The organism is Bradyrhizobium sp. YCK136 (assembly GCF_044570075.1).
In the GTDB taxonomy this organism is placed as follows: Bacteria; Pseudomonadota; Alphaproteobacteria; order Rhizobiales; family Xanthobacteraceae; genus Bradyrhizobium; species Bradyrhizobium diazoefficiens.
Genome location: NZ_CP172424.1, coordinates 3,242,050 through 3,261,166, shown reverse-complemented (window position 1 = coordinate 3,261,166; position 19,117 = coordinate 3,242,050). Strand labels below are relative to the sequence as shown.

The 19,117-nt window shown below is 65.1% G+C and carries 18 protein-coding genes and 1 riboswitch; of the genes, 9 read left to right on the top strand and 9 right to left on the bottom strand.

Annotated features, from left to right (window positions below):
• Positions 1–144 precede the first annotated feature (144 nt).
• Both ACFLEY_RS15295 and ACFLEY_RS15290 read left to right on the top strand, forming a co-directional pair.
• On the top strand, positions 145–1,359 hold the full coding sequence (locus tag ACFLEY_RS15295; protein ID WP_011088491.1) for an NADP-dependent isocitrate dehydrogenase: 1,215 nt from the start codon (positions 145–147) through the stop codon (positions 1,357–1,359).
• Positions 1,360–1,485: 126 nt separating this feature from the next.
• Complete coding sequence (locus ACFLEY_RS15290) at positions 1,486–1,956, top strand: DUF3455 domain-containing protein (protein WP_060908163.1); 471 nt, start codon at positions 1,486–1,488, stop codon at positions 1,954–1,956.
• A 4-nt stretch (positions 1,957–1,960) separates the two neighbouring features.
• Here ACFLEY_RS15290 and ACFLEY_RS15285 read toward each other — a convergent pair whose 3' ends face one another.
• Together ACFLEY_RS15285 and alaS are read right to left on the bottom strand one after the other, a co-directional pair.
• On the bottom strand, positions 1,961–3,187 hold the full coding sequence (locus ACFLEY_RS15285) for a cyclic nucleotide-gated ion channel (protein WP_028173348.1): 1,227 nt from the start codon (positions 3,185–3,187) through the stop codon (positions 1,961–1,963).
• Positions 3,188–3,191: 4 nt separating this feature from the next.
• Positions 3,192–5,870 (bottom strand): alanine--tRNA ligase, encoded by a 2,679-nt coding sequence (gene alaS, locus ACFLEY_RS15280; protein WP_060912608.1) that lies wholly within the window; start codon positions 5,868–5,870, stop codon positions 3,192–3,194.
• A gap of 220 nt (positions 5,871–6,090) precedes the next feature.
• Positions 6,091–6,181, top strand: a riboswitch (glycine riboswitch).
• A 145-nt stretch (positions 6,182–6,326) separates the two neighbouring features.
• On the opposite strand from alaS, the gene gcvT reads away from it, so the two are divergent.
• From gcvT to gcvP, 3 genes are all read left to right on the top strand, one after another.
• Positions 6,327–7,472, top strand: a complete 1,146-nt coding sequence (gene gcvT / locus ACFLEY_RS15275; RefSeq protein ID WP_060908164.1) for a glycine cleavage system aminomethyltransferase GcvT — start codon at positions 6,327–6,329, stop codon at positions 7,470–7,472.
• An 11-nt stretch (positions 7,473–7,483) separates the two neighbouring features.
• A complete protein-coding gene (gcvH, locus tag ACFLEY_RS15270) occupies positions 7,484–7,852 on the top strand; it encodes a glycine cleavage system protein GcvH (protein WP_011088496.1) in 369 nt (122 codons plus the stop codon).
• Positions 7,853–8,014: 162 nt separating this feature from the next.
• Positions 8,015–10,879: an aminomethyl-transferring glycine dehydrogenase gene (gene gcvP / locus ACFLEY_RS15265; RefSeq protein ID WP_060912609.1), complete on the top strand. Its 2,865-nt coding sequence runs from the start codon at positions 8,015–8,017 to the stop codon at positions 10,877–10,879.
• Positions 10,880–11,017: 138 nt separating this feature from the next.
• Here gcvP and ACFLEY_RS15260 read toward each other — a convergent pair whose 3' ends face one another.
• From ACFLEY_RS15260 to ACFLEY_RS15250, 3 genes are all read right to left on the bottom strand, one after another.
• A complete protein-coding gene (locus ACFLEY_RS15260) occupies positions 11,018–11,950 on the bottom strand; it encodes a hypothetical protein (protein ID WP_249163205.1) in 933 nt (310 codons plus the stop codon).
• A gap of 169 nt (positions 11,951–12,119) precedes the next feature.
• Positions 12,120–13,208, bottom strand: a complete 1,089-nt coding sequence (gene recA, locus ACFLEY_RS15255; RefSeq protein WP_011088499.1) for a recombinase RecA — start codon at positions 13,206–13,208, stop codon at positions 12,120–12,122.
• Between the two features lie 620 nt (positions 13,209–13,828).
• Positions 13,829–14,038 (bottom strand): hypothetical protein, encoded by a 210-nt coding sequence (locus tag ACFLEY_RS15250; protein WP_211434002.1) that lies wholly within the window; start codon positions 14,036–14,038, stop codon positions 13,829–13,831.
• 1,268 nt (positions 14,039–15,306) lie between these two features.
• On the opposite strand from ACFLEY_RS15250, the gene ACFLEY_RS15245 reads away from it, so the two are divergent.
• Complete coding sequence (locus ACFLEY_RS15245; RefSeq protein ID WP_060908167.1) at positions 15,307–15,549, top strand: DUF6894 family protein; 243 nt, start codon at positions 15,307–15,309, stop codon at positions 15,547–15,549.
• A gap of 214 nt (positions 15,550–15,763) precedes the next feature.
• Complete coding sequence (locus tag ACFLEY_RS15240; RefSeq protein WP_171463785.1) at positions 15,764–15,931, top strand: hypothetical protein; 168 nt, start codon at positions 15,764–15,766, stop codon at positions 15,929–15,931.
• Between the two features lie 773 nt (positions 15,932–16,704).
• On the opposite strand, the gene ACFLEY_RS15235 is transcribed toward ACFLEY_RS15240, so the two are convergent.
• Together ACFLEY_RS15235 and ACFLEY_RS15230 are read right to left on the bottom strand one after the other, a co-directional pair.
• On the bottom strand, positions 16,705–16,944 hold the full coding sequence (locus tag ACFLEY_RS15235; RefSeq protein ID WP_060908168.1) for a DUF2798 domain-containing protein: 240 nt from the start codon (positions 16,942–16,944) through the stop codon (positions 16,705–16,707).
• 101 nt (positions 16,945–17,045) lie between these two features.
• Positions 17,046–17,297 carry a hypothetical protein gene (locus ACFLEY_RS15230; RefSeq protein ID WP_249162900.1) on the bottom strand — a complete coding sequence of 84 codons (252 nt, stop codon included), beginning with the start codon at positions 17,295–17,297 and terminating at the stop codon, positions 17,046–17,048.
• A gap of 520 nt (positions 17,298–17,817) precedes the next feature.
• Between ACFLEY_RS15230 and ACFLEY_RS15225 the strand changes: the two genes are divergently transcribed.
• Positions 17,818–18,006: a hypothetical protein gene (locus tag ACFLEY_RS15225; RefSeq protein ID WP_060908170.1), complete on the top strand. Its 189-nt coding sequence runs from the start codon at positions 17,818–17,820 to the stop codon at positions 18,004–18,006.
• A gap of 142 nt (positions 18,007–18,148) precedes the next feature.
• Entirely contained in the window at positions 18,149–18,382 is a 234-nt protein-coding gene (locus ACFLEY_RS15220; protein WP_011088507.1) for a DUF6894 family protein, read from the top strand.
• Between the two features lie 9 nt (positions 18,383–18,391).
• On the opposite strand, the gene ACFLEY_RS15215 is transcribed toward ACFLEY_RS15220, so the two are convergent.
• Together ACFLEY_RS15215 and ACFLEY_RS15210 are read right to left on the bottom strand one after the other, a co-directional pair.
• Positions 18,392–18,646 (bottom strand): hypothetical protein, encoded by a 255-nt coding sequence (locus ACFLEY_RS15215; RefSeq protein ID WP_038967182.1) that lies wholly within the window; start codon positions 18,644–18,646, stop codon positions 18,392–18,394.
• A 101-nt stretch (positions 18,647–18,747) separates the two neighbouring features.
• Positions 18,748–19,047: a hypothetical protein gene (locus tag ACFLEY_RS15210; protein ID WP_028173335.1), complete on the bottom strand. Its 300-nt coding sequence runs from the start codon at positions 19,045–19,047 to the stop codon at positions 18,748–18,750.
• Positions 19,048–19,117 lie beyond the last annotated feature (70 nt).

Below are 19,117 nucleotides of genomic sequence, written 5' to 3'. Positions count from 1 at the left end.
CGCTCCCCGCCCCCCATCTGGGGAAGCTGGATGAGCTAAAAGTGCATAATCCCTTGGCTTTCGCCCGCCGCGCGGCGGTGCTAAGAGGCGGCGGATATTCCCGTGGCGCGCCAATAGCGCCGTTCCCAAGAGGCTTCCCCGATCATGGCAAAAATCAAGGTATCCAATCCCGTCGTCGAACTCGATGGCGACGAGATGACCCGGATCATCTGGCAGTACATCAAGGACAAGCTGATCACCCCGTTCCTGGATGTCGAGCTGATGTATTTCGACCTGGGGATGGAATACCGCGACCACACCAACGATCAGGTGACCATCGACGCCGCCGAGGCCATCAAGAAGGTCGGAGTGGGCGTCAAGTGCGCCACCATCACTCCCGACGAGGCCCGGGTGAAGGAATTCAACCTCAAGCAGATGTGGAAGTCGCCGAACGGCACCATCCGCAACATCCTCGGCGGCGTGATCTTCCGCGAGCCGATCATCTGCAAGAACGTACCGCGCCTGGTTCCCGGCTGGACCAAGCCGATCATCATCGGCCGCCACGCCTATGGCGACCAGTACCGCGCCACCGATTTCAAGTTCCCGGGCAAGGGCACCCTCTCGATGAAGTTCGTCGGCGAGGACGGCACCGTGATCGAGAAGGAAGTGTTCAAGGCCCCCGGCGCCGGCGTCGCCATGGAGATGTACAATCTCGACGACTCCATCATCGACTTCGCCCGCGCCTCGCTGAACTACGGCCTGCTGCGCAACTACCCGGTCTATCTCTCGACCAAGAACACGATTCTGAAGGTCTATGACGGCCGCTTCAAGGACATCTTCCAGGACATCTACGACCGCGAGTTCAAGAAGGAATTCGAGGCCAAGGGCCTGACCTACGAGCACCGCCTGATCGACGACATGGTGGCCTCGGCGCTGAAATGGTCCGGCGGCTATGTCTGGGCCTGCAAGAACTACGACGGCGACGTGCAGTCCGACACGGTCGCGCAGGGCTACGGCTCGCTCGGCCTGATGACCTCGGTGCTGCTCACCCCCGACGGCAAGACCGTGGAAGCGGAAGCCGCCCACGGCACGGTGACCCGCCACTACCGCGAGCACCAGAAGGGCAAGGAGACCTCGACCAACTCGATCGCGTCGATCTTCGCCTGGACCCGTGGCCTCGCCCACCGCGCCAAGCTCGACAACAACGCCGAGCTCGCCAAGTTCGCGAACACCCTCGAGAAGGTCTGCGTCGACACCGTCGAGGCCGGCTACATGACCAAGGACCTCGCGCTGCTGGTCGGCGCCGACCAGCGCTGGCTCTCGACCACCGGCTTCCTCGACAAAGTCGCGGAGAACCTCACCAAGGCGATGGCGGCGTAAGCCGACCGCAATTTCGCCCGACTGGGCCGGACATCATCACGGGCCGCGCCTTTGAGCGCGGCCCGTTTGTTTTTTGAAACCCTTTGCGGAGACCGCTATGTTCAGCAAGCTTGCCGCCCCACCCTGATGCTCGCGGCCCTGATCGGACCGGCGGGAGCTGCGGAGCCGCTTCCCGAGGCCATCGCCGCACCGGGCGAGACCGTCGTGCTGAGCGTCCACGCCGAGGGCGCGCAGGTCTATGAGTGCAAGGCAGCCGCCGACGGCAAGCTCGCCTGGTCCTTCCGCGAACCGGTCGCGACGCTGCTGTCCGAAGGCAAGACCGTCGGCCGGCACTATGCCGGGCCGAGCTGGGAGCTTGCCGACAGCAGCGCCGTGGTCGGCAAGGCCATCGGCAACGCGCCGGGCGCCACGGCCGCCGATATCCCCTGGCTGAAGCTGGAGGTCGCCTCCCGCCGCGGCAGCGGCGTCCTGACGCCGGTCACCACCGTCCAGCGCATCAACACCCATGGCGGCAAGCTCGAGGGTGCCTGCGACAAGGCCGGCGAGTTCAAGAGCGCGCCGTACTCGGCGGACTATGTCTTCCTGAAGAAGGGCTGACCGCTCAGCGGTCGGTGCCCTCGCGCTCCGCCTGCGCCAGTTCCGCCGCGGCGAGATCGCCGGTCTCTTCCAGCCGCGCCTTCGCGGTCTTGTGGACGTGGGCCGCGAGCGTCGGCATGCGCTCGATCAGGGCGTGGAAATCCTGGGCGTCGAGCACCAGCAGGCGCGTCTTGCGAGTCGCCGTCACCGTGCCGCTGCGCTTGGTCTTGTGCAGCAGCGCGATCTCGCCGAAGAAAGTGCCGTCGGTGAGCCGCACATTCTGGGTCGGCAGCGCGATCTCGACCTCGCCGGCGGTGATGAAATACATCGACGTGGCGGCATCGCCCCGCCGCACCAGGATCTCGCCCTGCTCGATGGTGCGCGCCCGCAAGAGCCGCATGATGTCGGCGATCTCCGAGGCCGACAAATGCGAGAACAGCGGCACCCGCGCCAGCATGCCCCAGGTGACGACGAAGTCGCGCCGCTTCACCTCTTCCGCGAAGGCCGTCGAGATGATCGCGACCGGCAGCGCGATCATGGCGAAGCCTGAGATGATCGCGAACACCGAGACGAACTTGCCGAGCGCCGTCACCGGCACGACGTCGCCATAGCCGACGGTGCCGAGCGTCACGATGGCCCACCACATCGCCTGCGGGATGGTGCCGAGCTTGTCCGGCTGCACGTCGCGCTCGATGGCGTAGAGCAGCGAGGCGAAGGTCAGGACCACGCCGATCAGGATGACGATGCAGCCGATCAGCGCCCGCCGCTCGGCGTGCACGGCGGCGAGCAGCGAGCGCATTGCCGGCGAATAGCGGATCAGCTTGAAGAACGGCAGCACGCCGAGCGCCGCCAGCGTCGCATGCCGGCCCGTGGCGAGCACGATTGCCGCGGGCAGGAACGCCATGAGGTCGATGATGCCGAGCGCGGAGAAGGCATAAGAGAGCCGGTCGGACAGCGCGGACGCCTTGCGCTGGGTGTGTCCGGCGACCGTCCACAGCCGCGCGGCATATTCCAGCGCGAACACGATCACGGCGAAGACCTTAATCGCCGAGAACAGCGTGCCGAACTGCGCGTCCAGATCCGGCACCGAGGCGAGGACCATCGCGACCACGTCGAGCACGATGACGCCGATGATCAGCTGGATGAAGCGCGACCCGACCGAATAGGCCAGCGGATCGTGCTCCAGCAATTCGTAGAGGCGATCCCTTAAATTGGGGTCGCGAAGCCCACGTCCTCGCGGAACGAGGCCCACGGCCTCACGCGCCCGCCATGGCTTTTTCGATCGCCGCAAGCGCCTCGGGCGCCTTGGCACCGTCGGGGCCACCGGCCTGCGCCATGTCGGGGCGGCCGCCGCCGCCCTTGCCGCCGAGCGCTTCGGAGGCGACACGCACGAGGTTCACGGCGTTGAAGCGCGCGGTGAGATCGGCGGTGACGCCCACCACGATTCCGGCCTTGCCGTCCCCGGTGACGCCGACGATGGCGACCACGCCGGAGCCGATCTGCTTCTTGCCGTCGTCCGCGAGGCTCTTGAGATCCTTCATCTCGATGCCCTCGACCGCACGCGCCATCAGCTTGACGTCGCCGACCTCGCGCACGCCGGAGGCTGCGCCATTGCTGGCGGCAGCACCGCCGCCCATCGCGAGCTTCTTGCGGGCGTCGGAAAGCTCTCGCTCGAGCTTCTTGCGCTCCTCCATCAGCGCGGTGATGCGCGCCGGCACGTCGTCGATCGAGGTGCGCAGCTCGTTGGCCGCGGTCTTCGCCAGCGCCATGGTGTCGTTGGCGTGCTTGCGCGCGTAGTTGCCCGTCAGCGCCTCGATGCGGCGCACGCCCGAGGCGACCGCGCTCTCACCGGTCAGCGTGATCAGGCCGATGTCGCCGGTGCGCCGCACATGGGTGCCGCCGCAGAGCTCGACCGACCAGCCGAGCGCGTTGGCGCCGCGTTCGCGCGCGGTCCTGCCCATCGAGACGACGCGGACCTCGTCGCCGTATTTCTCGCCGAACAGCGCGCGCGCCCCGGCCTCACGAGCTTCATCGACGCCCATGACGCGGGTCGTGACCTCGTCGTTCTCCAGCACCACGTCGTTGGCGATGTCCTCGACGCGGGCAAGCTCCTCCGCCGTGATCGGCTTCGGATGCACGAAGTCGAAGCGCAGCCGGTCGGGCGCGACCATCGAGCCGCGCTGGGCGATGTGGTCGCCGAGCACCTGGCGCAGCGCCTCGTGGATGAGATGCGTCGCCGAGTGATGGGCGCGGATCGAGGAGCGGCGCGAATGATCGACCTCGAGCTGCAGCGCGGTGCCGAGCTTCAGCTCGCCGCTCTCGACCGTGCCGACGTGGACGAAAAGATCGCCGAGCTTCTTCTGCGTGTCGGTGACGCGGAATTTGACGCCGCCCTCCCCGAGCAGCACACCGGTGTCGCCGACCTGGCCGCCGGACTCCGCGTAGAACGGTGTCTGGTTCAGCACCAGCGCGCCGGTCTCGCCGGCCTTGAGGCTGGCGGCTTCCTGGCCGTCCTTGACCAGCGCGGAGACCACGCCTTCGGCGCTCTCGGTCTCGTAGCCGAGGAATTCGGTGGCGCCGAGCTTCTCGCGCAGCGGGAACCAGATCGCTTCGGAAGCCGCCTCGCCCGAGCCCTTCCAGGACTCGCGCGCCTTGGCTTTCTGGCGCTCCATCGCATCGGTGAAGGCGGACTGGTCCACGCCGATGCCGCGCGACTTCAGCGCGTCCTGCGTCAGGTCGAGCGGGAAGCCGTAGGTGTCGTAGAGCGTGAAGGCGACGTCGCCGTCGAACATGTCGCCCTTTTTCAACGAAGCGCTCTTCTCGTCGAGGATGGCGAGGCCGCGCGTCAGCGTCTTGCGGAAACGGGTCTCTTCCAGCCGCAGCGTTTCCTCGATCAGCTTCTCCGCGCGCATCAGCTCGGGATAGGCCTGGCCCATCTCGCGGACCAGCGCCCAGACCAGCCGATGCATCAGCGGCTCTTTCGCACCCAGCAGCTGCGCATGGCGCATCGCGCGGCGCATGATCCGGCGCAGCACGTAGCCGCGGCCTTCATTGGAGGGCAGCACGCCGTCGGAGACGAGGAAGGCCGAGGAGCGTAAGTGGTCGGCGATGACGCGGAACGAGGCCACGGTCTGCTCGTTCGGCCCGCTGCCGAGCGCGGAGGCCGTCGCGTCGATCAAGTGACGGAACAGGTCGGTCTCGAACACGCTGTCGACGCCCTGCATGATGCAGGCCATGCGCTCGAGGCCCATGCCGGTGTCGATCGAGGGACGCGGCAGATCCACGCGCTCCTCCTTCGTCACCTGCTCGTACTGCATGAACACGAGATTCCAGAATTCGAGGAAGCGGTCGCCGTCCTCTTCCGGCGAGCCCGGAGGTCCGCCCCAGATGTGCTCGCCGCGATCGATGAAGATCTCCGAGCACGGGCCGCACGGCCCGGTGTCGCCCATCGCCCAGAAATTGTCCGAGGTCGGGATGCGGATGATGCGGTCGTCGGAGAAGCCGGCGATCTTCTTCCACAGCCCGGCCGCCTCGTCGTCGGTGTGGTAGACGGTGACGAGCAGCTTGTCCTTCTTCAGCCCGAACTCGCGGGTAATCAGCGTCCAGGCCAGCTCGATCGCGCGCTCCTTGAAATAGTCGCCGAACGAGAAGTTGCCGAGCATCTCGAAGAAGGTGAGATGGCGCGCGGTGTAGCCGACATTGTCGAGGTCGTTGTGCTTGCCGCCGGCGCGCACGCATTTCTGCGAGGTGGTGGCGCGCTGATAGGGCCGCTTCTCGACGCCGGTGAAGACGTTCTTGAACTGCACCATGCCGGCATTGGTGAACATCAACGTGGGGTCGTTGCGCGGCACCAGTGGCGAGGACGGCACGATCTCGTGGCCGTTCTCGGCAAAGAAGTTCAGAAAGGTCGACCTGATCTCGTTGACGCCGCTCATGTTCATCCAATCGGGTGTGTTCGGACCCGCGACCGCCGTCCAAACCGGAAATTAAGGCTGATATCTGCGGGCCAAAGCGCTTTTAGACAAGGCCAGCTTCGCTGTCCAGAAACTGTGCAGAGAGATCAGAGGGTTGCCGCAGGCGCTCAATCCCGTTGAAAGACGCCAGGTGCGCGTTGACAGGCTTGGCTGGCCTGTGGTCTGTACCCATCTGTATCGTACGGCCACGTCGGGAGAGACCGGCTTTAGGCAGCCGGCGCCGAAGGAGCAACCGCCCCGGAAACTCTCAGGCAAAAGGACCGCGTGGCTTTGACAGCATCTGGAAAGAGGCGCCGACGAGCTTGAGGCTCGGACAGCGTCCGCCGACGGGATAATACTCTCAGGCACAGCGACAGATGGGGCTTCGACTGGTTGGCTCGGGGAATCGTCCCCGGGGAACCGCCGAGGGCCCCTGTGATGCTAGCTCACGACCAAGACTCCCTGAAACGTACGCCCCTCTACGACCTTCATGTGTCCCTCGGGGGCAAGATGGTGCCGTTCGCGGGCTATGACATGCCCGTGCAGTACCCCGCTGGCGTGCTGAAGGAACACCTCCATACCCGCAGCCAGGCCGGCCTGTTCGACGTCTCCCACATGGGCCAGCTCCGCTTGCTGCCGAAATCCGGCAAGGTCGAGGACGCCGCCCGCGCGCTGGAACGGCTGGTGCCGCAGGATATCGTCGCCATTGCGCCGGGGCGGCAGCGCTACGCCCAGTTCACCAATGCCGATGGCGGCATTCTCGACGACCTGATGGTGGCCAATTTCGGCGACCACCTGTTCCTGGTCGTCAACGCCGCCTGCAAGGCAGAGGACGAGGCGCATCTGCGCGCGCATCTCTCCGACGACTGCGTCATCGATTCGCTCGCCGACCGCGCGCTGATCGCGCTGCAGGGCCCGAAGGCGGAAGCGGTGCTGGCGAAATTCTGTGCAAAGGCGCCGTCCATGAAGTTCATGGACGCCGGTCCGCATGAGGTCGCCGGCATCAAGTGCTTCGTCTCGCGCTCCGGCTACACCGGCGAGGACGGGTTCGAGATTTCGGTTCCCGCTGCGGACGCCGAGCGTCTGGCCAAAACGCTGCTGGAAAACCCCGACGTGATGCCGATCGGGCTCGGCGCCCGCGACAGCCTGCGGCTGGAAGCCGGACTCTGCCTCTACGGCCACGACATCGACACCGCCACCACGCCGGTCGAGGCCGCGCTGGAATGGTCGGTGCAGAAGAGCCGCCGCAGCGGCGGCGCGCGCGCGGGTGGTTTCCCCGGCGCCGAGAAGATTCTCGCTCATTTCGACCAGGGTGCGGCCCGCCGCCGCGTCGGCCTGCGCGCGCAAGGCCGCGCGCCGGTGCGCGAGGGCGCGCTGCTGTTTGCTGATAGCGCATCCGCCGAGCCGATCGGACAAGTCACATCGGGCGGCTTCGGCCCGAGCCTGAACGCGCCGGTCGCGATGGGCTACGTGCCCACCGCATCGAGCGCGCTCGGCACGAGCCTGTTCGCCGAGGTGCGCGGCCAGCGGCTGCCAATGACGGTCGCCGCCATGCCCTTCGTGAAAAACACCTACAAACGCTGAGGACTTCAGAAATGACCACGACGCTGTACACCTCCGACCATGAATGGCTCGCCATCGAGGGCGATGTCGCCACCGTCGGGATCACCGACTACGCGCAGTCGCAGCTCGGCGACGTCGTGTTCATCGAGCTGCCCAAGCTCGGCCGCGCGCTGAAGAAGGCGGAAGCCGCCGCCGTGGTGGAGTCCGTGAAGGCCGCCTCCGACGTCTACGCGCCTGTGACGGGCGAGGTGCTCGAGACCAACGATGCGCTCGCCGCCGAGCCGGCGCTGGTGAACTCGGATGCGCAAGGCAAGGCCTGGTTCTTCAAGATCAAGATTGCCGACAAGAGCGAACTCGGCGGCCTCATGGATGAAGCCGCGTACAAGGCACACACGGCGTGAGATGAAGCGAACTCTGACCTCACATTCGGTGTCATCGTCCGCGACGGCGGACGATCCAGTACGCCGCGGCTTCTCGGTTCTAGCCGTGATGGCTGCGTTTACTGGATGCCCCGCCTTCGCGGGGCATGACGGCGACAGCGAAATCTAAAGCGAGGACCCATGATGACCGCGCACCGCAAATCCAACGGCGACACCACCAATTTCGCTCGCCGCCACATCGGCCCGTCGGCGCGCGACGTCGCCGCGATGCTGGAGACCGTCGGCGCCAAAAGCGTCGACGCGCTGATGGCGGAGACGCTGCCGGCCTCGATCCGGCAGGCCGCCCCGCTCGATCTCGGCAAGCCGCTGAGCGAGACCGAGGCGATCGCGCATATGGGCGAGCTCGCTGCCCAAAACCAGGTCTTCACCTCGCTGATCGGCCAAGGCTATTCCGGCACGATCCTGCCCGCGGTGATCCAGCGCAACATCCTGGAGAATCCGGCCTGGTACACGGCCTACACGCCCTACCAGCCCGAGATCAGCCAGGGCCGGCTGGAGGCGCTGTTCAACTTCCAGACCATGATCTGCGACCTTACCGGGCTCGACGTCGCCAACGCCTCGCTGCTCGACGAGGCCACCGCGGCCGCCGAGGCGATGGCGCTGGCGGAGCGGCACTCGCGGGTCGAAGCAAAGGCCTTCTTCGTCGACAAGGACGTGCATCCGCAGACGCTGGCGGTGATGCGCACCCGCGCCGAGCCGCTGGGTTGGAATTTGATCGTCGGCGATCCCCTCACCGATCTCGACAGGGCCGACGTGCTCGGCGCGCTGCTGCAATATCCGGGCTCATCGGGCGCGTTGCGCGACCTCAGGCCCGCGATCGCGGCGTTGAAGGCCAAGGGCGCACTTGCGATCGTTGCCGCCGACCTGCTGGCACTGACACTGCTCGCCTCGCCCGGCGAGCTCGGTGCCGACATCGCCATCGGTTCGGCGCAGCGCTTCGGCGTGCCGATGGGATACGGCGGACCGCACGCGGCCTACATGGCGGTGCGCGATGCGCTGAAGCGCTCGCTGCCCGGTCGCATCGTCGGTCTCTCCGTGGATTCGCGCGGGATGCCGGCCTATCGCCTCGCGCTGCAGACCCGCGAGCAGCACATCCGCCGCGAGAAGGCGACCTCCAACATCTGCACCGCGCAGGTGCTGCTCGCCGTGATCGCCGCGATGTATGCGGTCTATCACGGCCCCGAGGGGCTTTCGCAGATCGCGCGCCAGGTGCATCGCCGCGCTGCGGTGCTCGCCGCGGGCCTGCGCAAGCTCGGCTTTGCGGCGCAATCGGAAACCTTCTTCGACACGCTCAGCGTCGATGCCGGCGCCAAACGCGCCGAGATCGTCGCGCGCGCGGCGGCCGAGAAGATCAATCTCGGCGTCGGTGAAACCGCGCTGCGCATCGCGCTCGACGAGACCACCACGCCGGCGACCGTCGAGGCGGTCTGGCGCGCCTTCGGCGGCCAGCTCGCTTACGCCGAGTTGGACGCGACCACGCGCGAGGCGCTGCCGGAGGCGCTGAAGCGCACGACCGCGTTCCTCACCCACCCGGTGTTCCACGCGCATCGCTCGGAGACCGAGATGCTGCGCTACATGCGCAAGCTCAGCGACCGCGACCTCGCGCTCGACCGCGCCATGATCCCGCTCGGCTCCTGCACGATGAAGCTGAACGCGACCACCGAGATGATGCCGCTGACCTGGCCGGAATTCGGCAGCCTGCACCCGTTCGCCCCGCGCGAGCAGGCCAAGGGCTATCACGCGCTGTTCGCGCGGCTGGAGAAGTGGCTGTGCGACATCACCGGCTATGACGCGATCTCGCTGCAGCCGAATTCCGGCGCGCAAGGCGAATATGCCGGGCTGCTCGCGATCCGCGGCTATCATGCTGCGCGCGGCGAGGCGCATCGCAAGATCTGCCTGATCCCCTCCTCCGCCCACGGCACCAACCCGGCCTCGGCCGCGATGGTCGGCATGGACGTGGTGGTGGTTGCCTGCGAGAAGAACGGCGACGTCGACGTCAACGATCTCCGCGCCAAGGCCGACAAGCACGCGAATGACCTCGCCGCGGTCATGATCACCTATCCCTCGACCCACGGCGTGTTCGAGGAGCATATCCGCGAGATCTGCGACATCGTCCACGGCCATGGCGGCCAAGTCTATCTGGACGGCGCCAACCTCAACGCGCAGGTCGGCCTGTCCCGGCCCGGCGATTACGGCGCCGACGTCAGCCACCTCAATCTGCACAAGACCTTCTGCATCCCGCATGGCGGCGGCGGCCCGGGCATGGGCCCGATCGGCGTGAAGGCGCATCTCGCCCCGTTCCTGCCGGGCCATCCGGCGACGCGAGGCGACGCACCGGTCGGCCCGGTCTCGGCCGCGCCGTTCGGCTCGGCCTCGATCCTGACCATCTCCTACATCTACATCCTGATGATGGGCGGCGAAGGCCTGAAGCGCGCCACCGAGATCGCAATCCTCAACGCCAACTACATCGCCGCACGGCTCGATGCGCATTTCCCGGTGCTCTACAAGAACGCGAGGGGCCGCGTCGCGCATGAGTGCATCGTCGATCCGCGTGCGCTGAAGACGACCAGCGGCGTCACCGTGGACGACATCGCCAAACGGCTGATCGATTACGGCTTCCACGCGCCGACCATGAGCTTCCCGGTGCCGGGCACGCTGATGATCGAGCCGACCGAATCGGAATCGAAGGCGGAGCTGGATCGCTTCTGCGACGCCATGATCGCGATCCGGAAGGAGATCGCCGAGGTCGAGGCCGGCCGCTTCAAGATCGAGGCCTCGCCCTTGCGCCACGCCCCGCACACCGTGCACGACATCGCGGACGATGCGTGGGCCCGCGCCTATAGCCGTGCCGAGGGCTGCTTCCCCGACGGCGTCTCGCGCACCGACAAATACTGGAGCCCGGTCGGACGCGTCGACAACGTCTATGGCGACCGCAATTTGGTGTGCTCGTGCCCACCGGTGAGCGACTACGCGGAAGCGGCGGAGTAAGACGCGACGGAAGTTTCGTAGGGTGGGCAAAGCAGAGCGTGCCCACCACATTTGTGCACATTGAGATATGGTGGGCACGGCTCTCGCGCGCCTTTGCCCACCTTACGGCTCTGCCCTCTACCCATCCTACAACCTAGCTTAAGGCGCCACCAGCGAACGACTTTGCCCGTCCCAGCGCCAGAGCCGTTCGTTGGTCAGAAGCGTGCCGCCCCACCAGCGCCGGATCGGATTGTGGCTGCGGAAGTCTTCCCGGCCCGCAAGCACCGCTTTGCCGAACTCCGTCAGCAACAGCCGGCTCCGGCGAAAGGCGGCGTTGCGACCTCGCGCATCGTGCGGGGCAAGCGTCGCGAGCTTCGGATCGAGACCGGCGACCGCCGGCATCGGACCGGACGCAAGCCCTTCGAGCAAAGGGCCGAGCTCCCACTGGTCGTACACACGTGTTTCGAGCAGGCCGCCCGGCTGAAACAGCTCCCTGGTACGGTTGTGTCCCCTCGCAATCAATTCGAGAAGCCGCGCTTCCGTCGCACCCAGTCCGGTGATTGGTGACGGCAGTTCTGCCAGCAATTCTTCCATCGCCGGCTTCAGGAAAGGTAGCCTGGGGAAATCCCTGCTCAGGAGCCCGAGACAGAGCTCAGGCGTTGGCGCGCGGTAGGCCTCCCAGGCCATGCGGGCAACCTCGAAGTCGCGCTCCGTCACATCGAGCGCCCGCACGGTACGCTCGCGGAGCCCCGCGACGTCTGCTCCGAGCAAATCGAAATCGACCAGCCGCAATCGCAGACGCTCGACCATGTAGGGTTCGGCGCGGAGATAGTCGAGGATCCAGACCAACTGCAATTGATTGTTCGGGCTGGGATCAAACCACAGCTCGATGAGCTCGACACCGCAGGTCTCGCAGAACCAGACCAGTCCGAGTTCTCGGTGCGCACGACCGGTCTGGGGCGATTGGACAACAAGATCGGACCACCGCACGTCCGGCTCGCCTCTGAAAGAGCCCCCTTTGAGGTAGTTATCGAGGTGGTGCGACGTCGGCAGCGGTCCTGACACGAACCGAAAGATGAGCGGGACAACCATGTCGGCGCGGTCCGCGTAGGTGTGAGACCGACGCCGGACGAACTGGTCAGGATCATACGCTTCATCGTCGATGCGCCCGCCCCCACACAAAACGAAACGGGCCCCGAAGACGTCGGCAACTCAACGTCCTCAGTGCCCGCTCCTCGCGAAAAACTCTCCGCGTTAAGACTTACTCGTCCGCCGGCTCCTCGCCGTCGGCGTCACGCTCGGGGGTGCCGGCCAGGATCTGCTCGGCGATCAGGCCCGAGTTCTGGCGGATCGCGGTCTCGATCTTGGCGGTGATGTCGGGGTTGGCCTTCAAAAACGCCTTCGAGTTCTCGCGGCCCTGGCCGAGGCGCTGGCTGTCATAGGAGAACCAGGCGCCGGACTTTTCGACGATGCCGGCCTTGACGCCGAGATCGAGGATCTCGCCCATCTTGGAAACGCCCTCGCCGTACATGATGTCGAACTCGACCTGCTTGAAGGGCGGCGCCAGCTTGTTCTTCACCACCTTGACGCGCGTGGTGTTGCCGACCACTTCGTCGCGCTCCTTGATCGCGCCGATGCGGCGGATGTCGAGGCGGACGGAGGCGTAGAACTTCAGCGCGTTGCCGCCGGTGGTGGTCTCCGGTGAGCCATACATCACACCGATCTTCATGCGGATCTGGTTGATGAAGATCACCATGGTGTGGGACTTGTTGATGGAGGCCGTCAGCTTGCGCAGCGCCTGGCTCATCAGGCGGGCCTGGAGACCCGGCAGCGCATCGCCCATCTCGCCCTCGAGTTCGGCCTTCGGCACCAGCGCCGCGACCGAATCGACCACCAGAACGTCCACCGCACCCGAGCGCACCAGCGTGTCGCAGATTTCCAGCGCCTGCTCGCCGGTGTCCGGCTGCGAAATCAGCAGCTCGTCGATATTGACGCCCAGCTTGCGCGCATAGACCGGGTCGAGCGCGTGCTCGGCGTCGATGAAGGCACAGATGCCGCCCTTCTTCTGCGCTTCCGCCACCGTGTGCAGCGCCAGCGTGGTCTTGCCCGAGGATTCCGGCCCGTAGATTTCCACGACGCGCCCCTTCGGCAGGCCGCCGATGCCGAGCGCAATGTCGAGCCCGAGGGAACCGGAGGACACCGCCTCGACATCCATCGACCGATCGTTCTTGCCGAGCTTCATCACCGAGCCCTTGCCGAACTGGCGCTCGATCTGGGAGAGCGCGGCGGCCAGAGCTTTACTCTTGTCCATGGAAGATCCTTCGACGATACGCAGGGCAGTTGCGGACATTGGGTCGTGCTCCTTATGGCGAGGATTCGCTAGGGGGACAAACGATTGGCGAGGCGGGCCGGCGATAAAAGCAATGTACCCTATTTGTTCCTGGTTCGCAATATGTTCTTTTGCGGACTTCGGTACTGTCCGTATTTAACCCCCAGTGTCCTAAGCTGAATTCGGAAATGTCCTAATTTGTTCTTGATCGGACACAACCTGTTCATGCGCGTTTAGGATTAACTCGTTATGGGTGTAGCGTATAAGGGCCGGGGCGTTCCGCCAGAAGAACACCCTGGCCACCAGAAGAACACCCTGAAACGTTCACTTTGGAACAGAAGGCAGGCTGACTGCATATTAAGCTCGCAAGAACTCAAACCCTGCGGTTAGGACCCGTAAAGACCAAGACGAGGTTGTGTCATGAGGCAGCGCCGTCGTTTCACGCAAACCGTCCCTCTTGAGGAGCGACTTTCCGAAGAAGCGAAACGTCTCCGCGAACGGGCCAAAGCCCTCCCCCATGGTCCTCAACGAGAGGACCTCCTGCGCAAAGCCCGCCAAGCCGAGATCGGCTCGCACATGAGCGAGTGGCTCACATCGCCGGGGCTTCAACCGCCAAAGCCAGCGTAGGCGCAAAGCACGCCTCAGGTATCGAGTTGCCCGGCATAGATCCGGATTCGTCCCGGCGTGGTCATTCGCAGCCTGCCCTGAAGAAAGACCATGTAGCTTAGCGCGATCAATCGGGCGCGATGTTTGGCAGGGATCGCAGGCGCAGCGCTATTTGCAGCCGCATGACCGACCGCGAGCAAAGAGGCGAACTCTTCATGGGTGAGCTTTTTCGCTTTTGCGGTCATGACCTCAGCATGAACCGCTTCGGCGATCCTGCATGTTCGGTTTTGCTCAGATCCCTGGAAGTAAATAAATAAAGGCCGCCTCAGTTGGCGGCCAGTAGCCCTGTTTGTCGGCGGCTCCTTCGCTGATCCCCAGTGTCCCAGGCTGAATGACGTTGGGGTCCTTCTGGAGTTCGATCGGCATTAAACCGAATTGGGTCCTGATTCCCCCTCCGCGGGTGTCCTTCTCCGGCACAATGAACCTTGGCATGGCGTGTGCAGACGAAGGATTACCGGGGTTTTGCATCATCCCCCCTGGGGCTGGAAAGCCGCCGCCCGCGCCATATTTGAGCGGGCGGCGTTTTTATTTGCGGACAGCAAAAGGCCCCAACTCAAGGGGAACGGGGAGCTGGGGCCAAGGTACTGGGCCAGCCAAGGCTACCGCCGGCCCAGGCGCATCAACATGCACCAGGGCGCCATCCCCGGGCGATGGGGCAATCGGCTTAGTCAGGATTTGCAAGCGAGTGCCCAACATGCAGCGGCCCCGCCTCGCTGGATGCGCGGTGGGGCCGCCTGCTCTCCGGACTGGGGCTGGATCCGTCCGGTGGGCCAATTCAGCCTATGCCCGTTAGCGGGAAGTCGTGACTGCTCAAAAGGGGCATCCCTCGGGTGTCCCAATTCGGTATTGCGGGTGTCCCAATTGGACAGCACCCGGATTTTGGTGCTGGCAGGAGCGGCAAGGAACCGTCCAAGCCTCTCGCCTCGAATTAAGGCCGTGGCAGTGGCCGGTCTCAGCGGCCGGTTTGAAGATCGCGGAGGCTGATTTGCTTTCGTTGACTTTTCCCGAGGTGGTCAAGATTGACCATGTGTCCGGTAGCGGACATGTCAGACTGTGCCGTCACCGCGCGCCCCCTGGCTTTGATCGGTGATGAGAACGCCACCAGCGCTCCCGTCTCCTCCGGAAAGGAGCAGCGCCATGCAGCGACGCCATGTCAAGCACACCACGTCCCTTGAAGAGCGCCTTGCCGAACAAGCGCAACGACTTCATGCGGAAGCCAGATCGCTTCCACCAGGCATCGAGCGTGAGCGTACAATCCGCAAAGCCCGGCAAGCCGAGATCGGCGCTCACATCAGCGAGTGGCTGAGATCGCCCGGACTGCAACCGCCGGATTGAAGGCTGCAACCAACTGGCAGCCAACTCATTGTCCCCCATCACCGGCCGGGGCTCTGCCGTAGGCGCCGGTGACTGAGAGAGATGCGCGCTCCCGCCTGCATTCTGGAGAGCGCCTGCGATGGCCATCTATTACTTCGACCTGCGCGACGGGGACGAGATTGTTCCCGACGAAGAAGGACTCGAATTGCGAGACCTGCTCGCGGTGCAGGAAGAAGCCGCCCGCGCGCTCGCCGGCCTCTCGTGGGACTCCGTGCAAAACTTCAAAGGCGCGCAAAGTCACAGGATGTCGATTGAAGTCAGGGACACCCATGGCCCTGTGATGCAGGTCAGGTTCGTCTTCGATATCAGCAGGCGGCAATGAGACCGCTTCGGTTGGAGGCCTCTCGGTGAGGCTCTCAGAACTTGCGCATCAACGCCTCTGATTCCGATCTCGCAGCGCCCTTCTTCGACTGAAGCTGACGTGCATCAAAGACGCATGAGCAGGGCGCCGTCATGCTTCCGCAATCTTGCGGCATCGAACCTTTTCGCGGTCTGCGGCTTCTCTGGATTGGACCGCAACAGTGGGGATCTCGGTCATGACGGAAAACACGCACCAGGATGCAACCAGGCGCAATCGCCTGCTGGAGGCGGCGCATGAGGAGATGGTCAAGTTCGAGCGGAAGGAAAACGAGTTCCGCAAGAAGGACCGCCAGGAGCGTGCCGCCGAGCTCCATTTGCCCCTGGACGTGATCAAGGTTCATTAGCGACCGGCTTTGGAGCCGACCAGGCGCGCCGGCGAAGTGACAGGCAGCGCCCGCCTCAGGGACGATCGCATGCTACAGGTACCTAAATACTACCGCCAAATCATTGATCGAACAGCAAAATCCCCGGCCCAGCTACTGTGCATGGGGTTGTTTTCCAATTTCTTGAAAGACAGTGCCAGCCGCCGGCGCATGCCGGCCTGGCCCCGCTGCCATCTCCCCACCCGCGCATGCCGGCCGGACCTACATCAGCGCCAGCAGCCCGATGCCGATCACCAGCACGACGAAGCCAATCGCCGTCGCGGCGGCGAACGACCGCTCTACGTTATCCATGATGCCACCCCGTTGCCGGCGTGCCACGTTTCCCCATGGCAGCACCGGACCTTGCGGAATCTCGCTTGCGGCTGTGGCTCGAGTGTTGCGATCGGGTGACCAAATTGGGACCGGTGCGGGGCCAGTCTGCGGCTCTCTCCCGCGCGGGCCTCGATGCGGCCGTCAGGCACCCGTAAGCCTGATCGCCTAGTGTCGTCCCGCCCGGTGGACCAACACCGGGCCTCCATACCCAACCGACGACCCCGCTCACCCCCGAGCGGGGTTTTCTGTTTGCGGGCATTGGTGGGCGCCGGCCAGGATTCGATTCGCGGACTTGTCAGGCTGTCGTAAGCTCAGCCCGCTAGGGTCGTCCGGCTTATGGTGTTGCAGCCCAGCACCTCAGCCTCCAATAACCTCTGACCCGCCTGGCTCTCCCCGGGCGGGTTTTTTTCATGCCGGCCGGTTCACGAGCCCCTCTCCTCCCGTGTCAGCCGCAGCGAGAAGGCGCGGATCGCGGGCGCCGCCAGCAGCACCACGGGCAGCATCGCGGCCCATGCGATCAGCCATGACGCCATCCAGTGCCGGGCGAACAGCATCGCGCCGTCAGCGGGCAGGCTGGCGATCCCCGCCGCGATCAGCGAGGTCAGTCCGGACTGGAGGACACCGAAGACGAAATGACTGTAGCGGCGGGGAATGCCGAGCATGACGCGCCCATGTTGCTTGCCGTCACGAGGCCAAGCAAGGCACATGCCGGGGCCCGCATCGCGGCGGGCCTGGACTCTTCCCGTTCGATCGGGATCGTCAGTCAGTGCCGCGCGTTGGACAGCGGCGCGCCCCGCATCGGCTCGGTGCGATCGGAGCAGCACGACAATCCTTCGAAGCGCCAGAAGGTGACGAGGCTGGCCTCGCCGCACTCTTCGCAGACGAGCGTCTCGTCACCGAGCATGAAGCGGCCGCGCCTGAATATCGGGGACGACGCCGGATGCCGGCAATGCGGACAGACCAGCGAGAACTTCCGTACACCCCAACGTAACGCAAGACGCCTCAGCCAGTTCACGCGGTCCTCTTCGCTGACGGCGTGCTCGTGCCGTGCTTCGATGTCAGCACAGCATAGGTGCCCGGCACGCAAAAGTGGAAATGCTTCAAGCGCACATGCTCGCTTCGAATAGCCGCGCCCGCACAGTTGCGGTTCCTCACATCTGCGATGGAGCGCAGGATGTCTCGCCACTCCCGCGTTCAACCTGGCATGTCGCCTGCGGCCATCGACGCGAAGATTCCCGGCGCTGAGTCCTGGAGCAACCGATCGTTAACCGATGACCATCGAATGGCCCCGTGGTTCTCCGACCATGAACAGAGTTCCTGAGCCGCGCACAGCTGCATCAGCGCAGCGGGCGATGGACTTGCACCGCTTGGCGGGTTGGCATCTTTCGGAATGCGATTTCGTTTGCTTCGGAGCGCGCGCGCTTTCGAAATTTCCGTGAACTGTCCAAGGCTTAACAGCTGATTTTGCTTGTCCCGGGAATATAATCACGCTCACCATGTTAGAGTGATCGAAGGTGAATCGTGGGGAGGTAACCATGAATCACAGGGGCATCGAGTTCACCGTCGCCAAGACGGCCATTCCTGGAATCTGGCAATGGCAGTTCCGAATCGGCGAGCAGGTCAAGACCGGCAAGACCGAGACCAAGATCGACCAGCTGGCGATCCGGCGGGTGCAGCTGCGCATCGATCGGGAACTGAAGGCCATCGGGCGCAAGACAGCCTGAACAACACGGCCTGAACCGGACGCACCAGATCGGCGGCGCCCCGGCGCATCCCGTAGCCGCCCGGAATTGATCTGCCTGTGGTTTGGGATTGCACTGCGCGCCACGGCCTTGGGGGCGGGGCCGTCACGCGATCGGGCCAGCCATGCCGCTCTATTTCTTTCGAATCCGAAACGGCCGCTATTCCGGCTGTGCGGACCAGGCGTCGGAATTTGCCGATCGCGATTTGGCCTGGAAGGAGATGACCAGCGCCTGCGCCGACATGGCCGCTGGCATCGCCCGCAAGCTCCAGGAAAACTCCGAATGGCACATGGAGCTCCTGGACGAGGCCAAGGAGCCGGTGTTCCGCATCCGCATCGTCGCCGAGACGCTCGACTAGACGCGGACCTCAATCGGCGCTGGGCAGCCGCCGCATGGTGAATTCGATGTCGCCGCCGGGCAGCTCGCGCCAGGTCTCGACCGCGCTCATATAGCCGGCCTTGGGGTAGCGGGCGAAGAAAGCCTGCGCCCTCGCCCGCGCCGCCGCGCGCGGCAGCGTGAAAGTCTCGCGCAGATAGCCGTCGCCGGTGCGCTCGCCCGGCTTGCCGCCGATCCTGCGCCGGCGCGCCATCCGCTCGGCGAGATCTCGCGGACGATCGGCCATGACCTGTCCTCCTCTACGCAACACCTGCCAATAATGTAGGGAACGGGCCGGACGATGAGGAGTTCCGGCCGAAAAGCGCATGCCGCCTCCGGCCGCCAGCTTCAGTTGGCGGCCGTGCCGGTCTTGGTCTTCTTCGGCGCGCCGGTGGTTGCGGCGGACGCCTTCGGCGCAGCCTGCTTCGGCGGATCGGAGCGCATGCCGCCCCAGGGGTCGTTGGACGCCTTGGCGTCCGGAATCTTCTTCAGCGTTTCCTTGTAGGCCTTGTCACGCTCGGCTTCCGCGGCCTTCTCCTCCGGGGTCTTGCCCGGGCCCTCCTGCAGCAAATTGAGATTGGGCATTTGCGCGTAGGCCGGTCCCGCCAGCACGGCCAGCAGCACCGCCGCCATACGGAAAAGCTTCATCTTTGACTCCTTAGACCATTCATGGAGGCGCGGATCGCCCGTGCCTTGTCATCCCAGTGCGGCCGCTGAG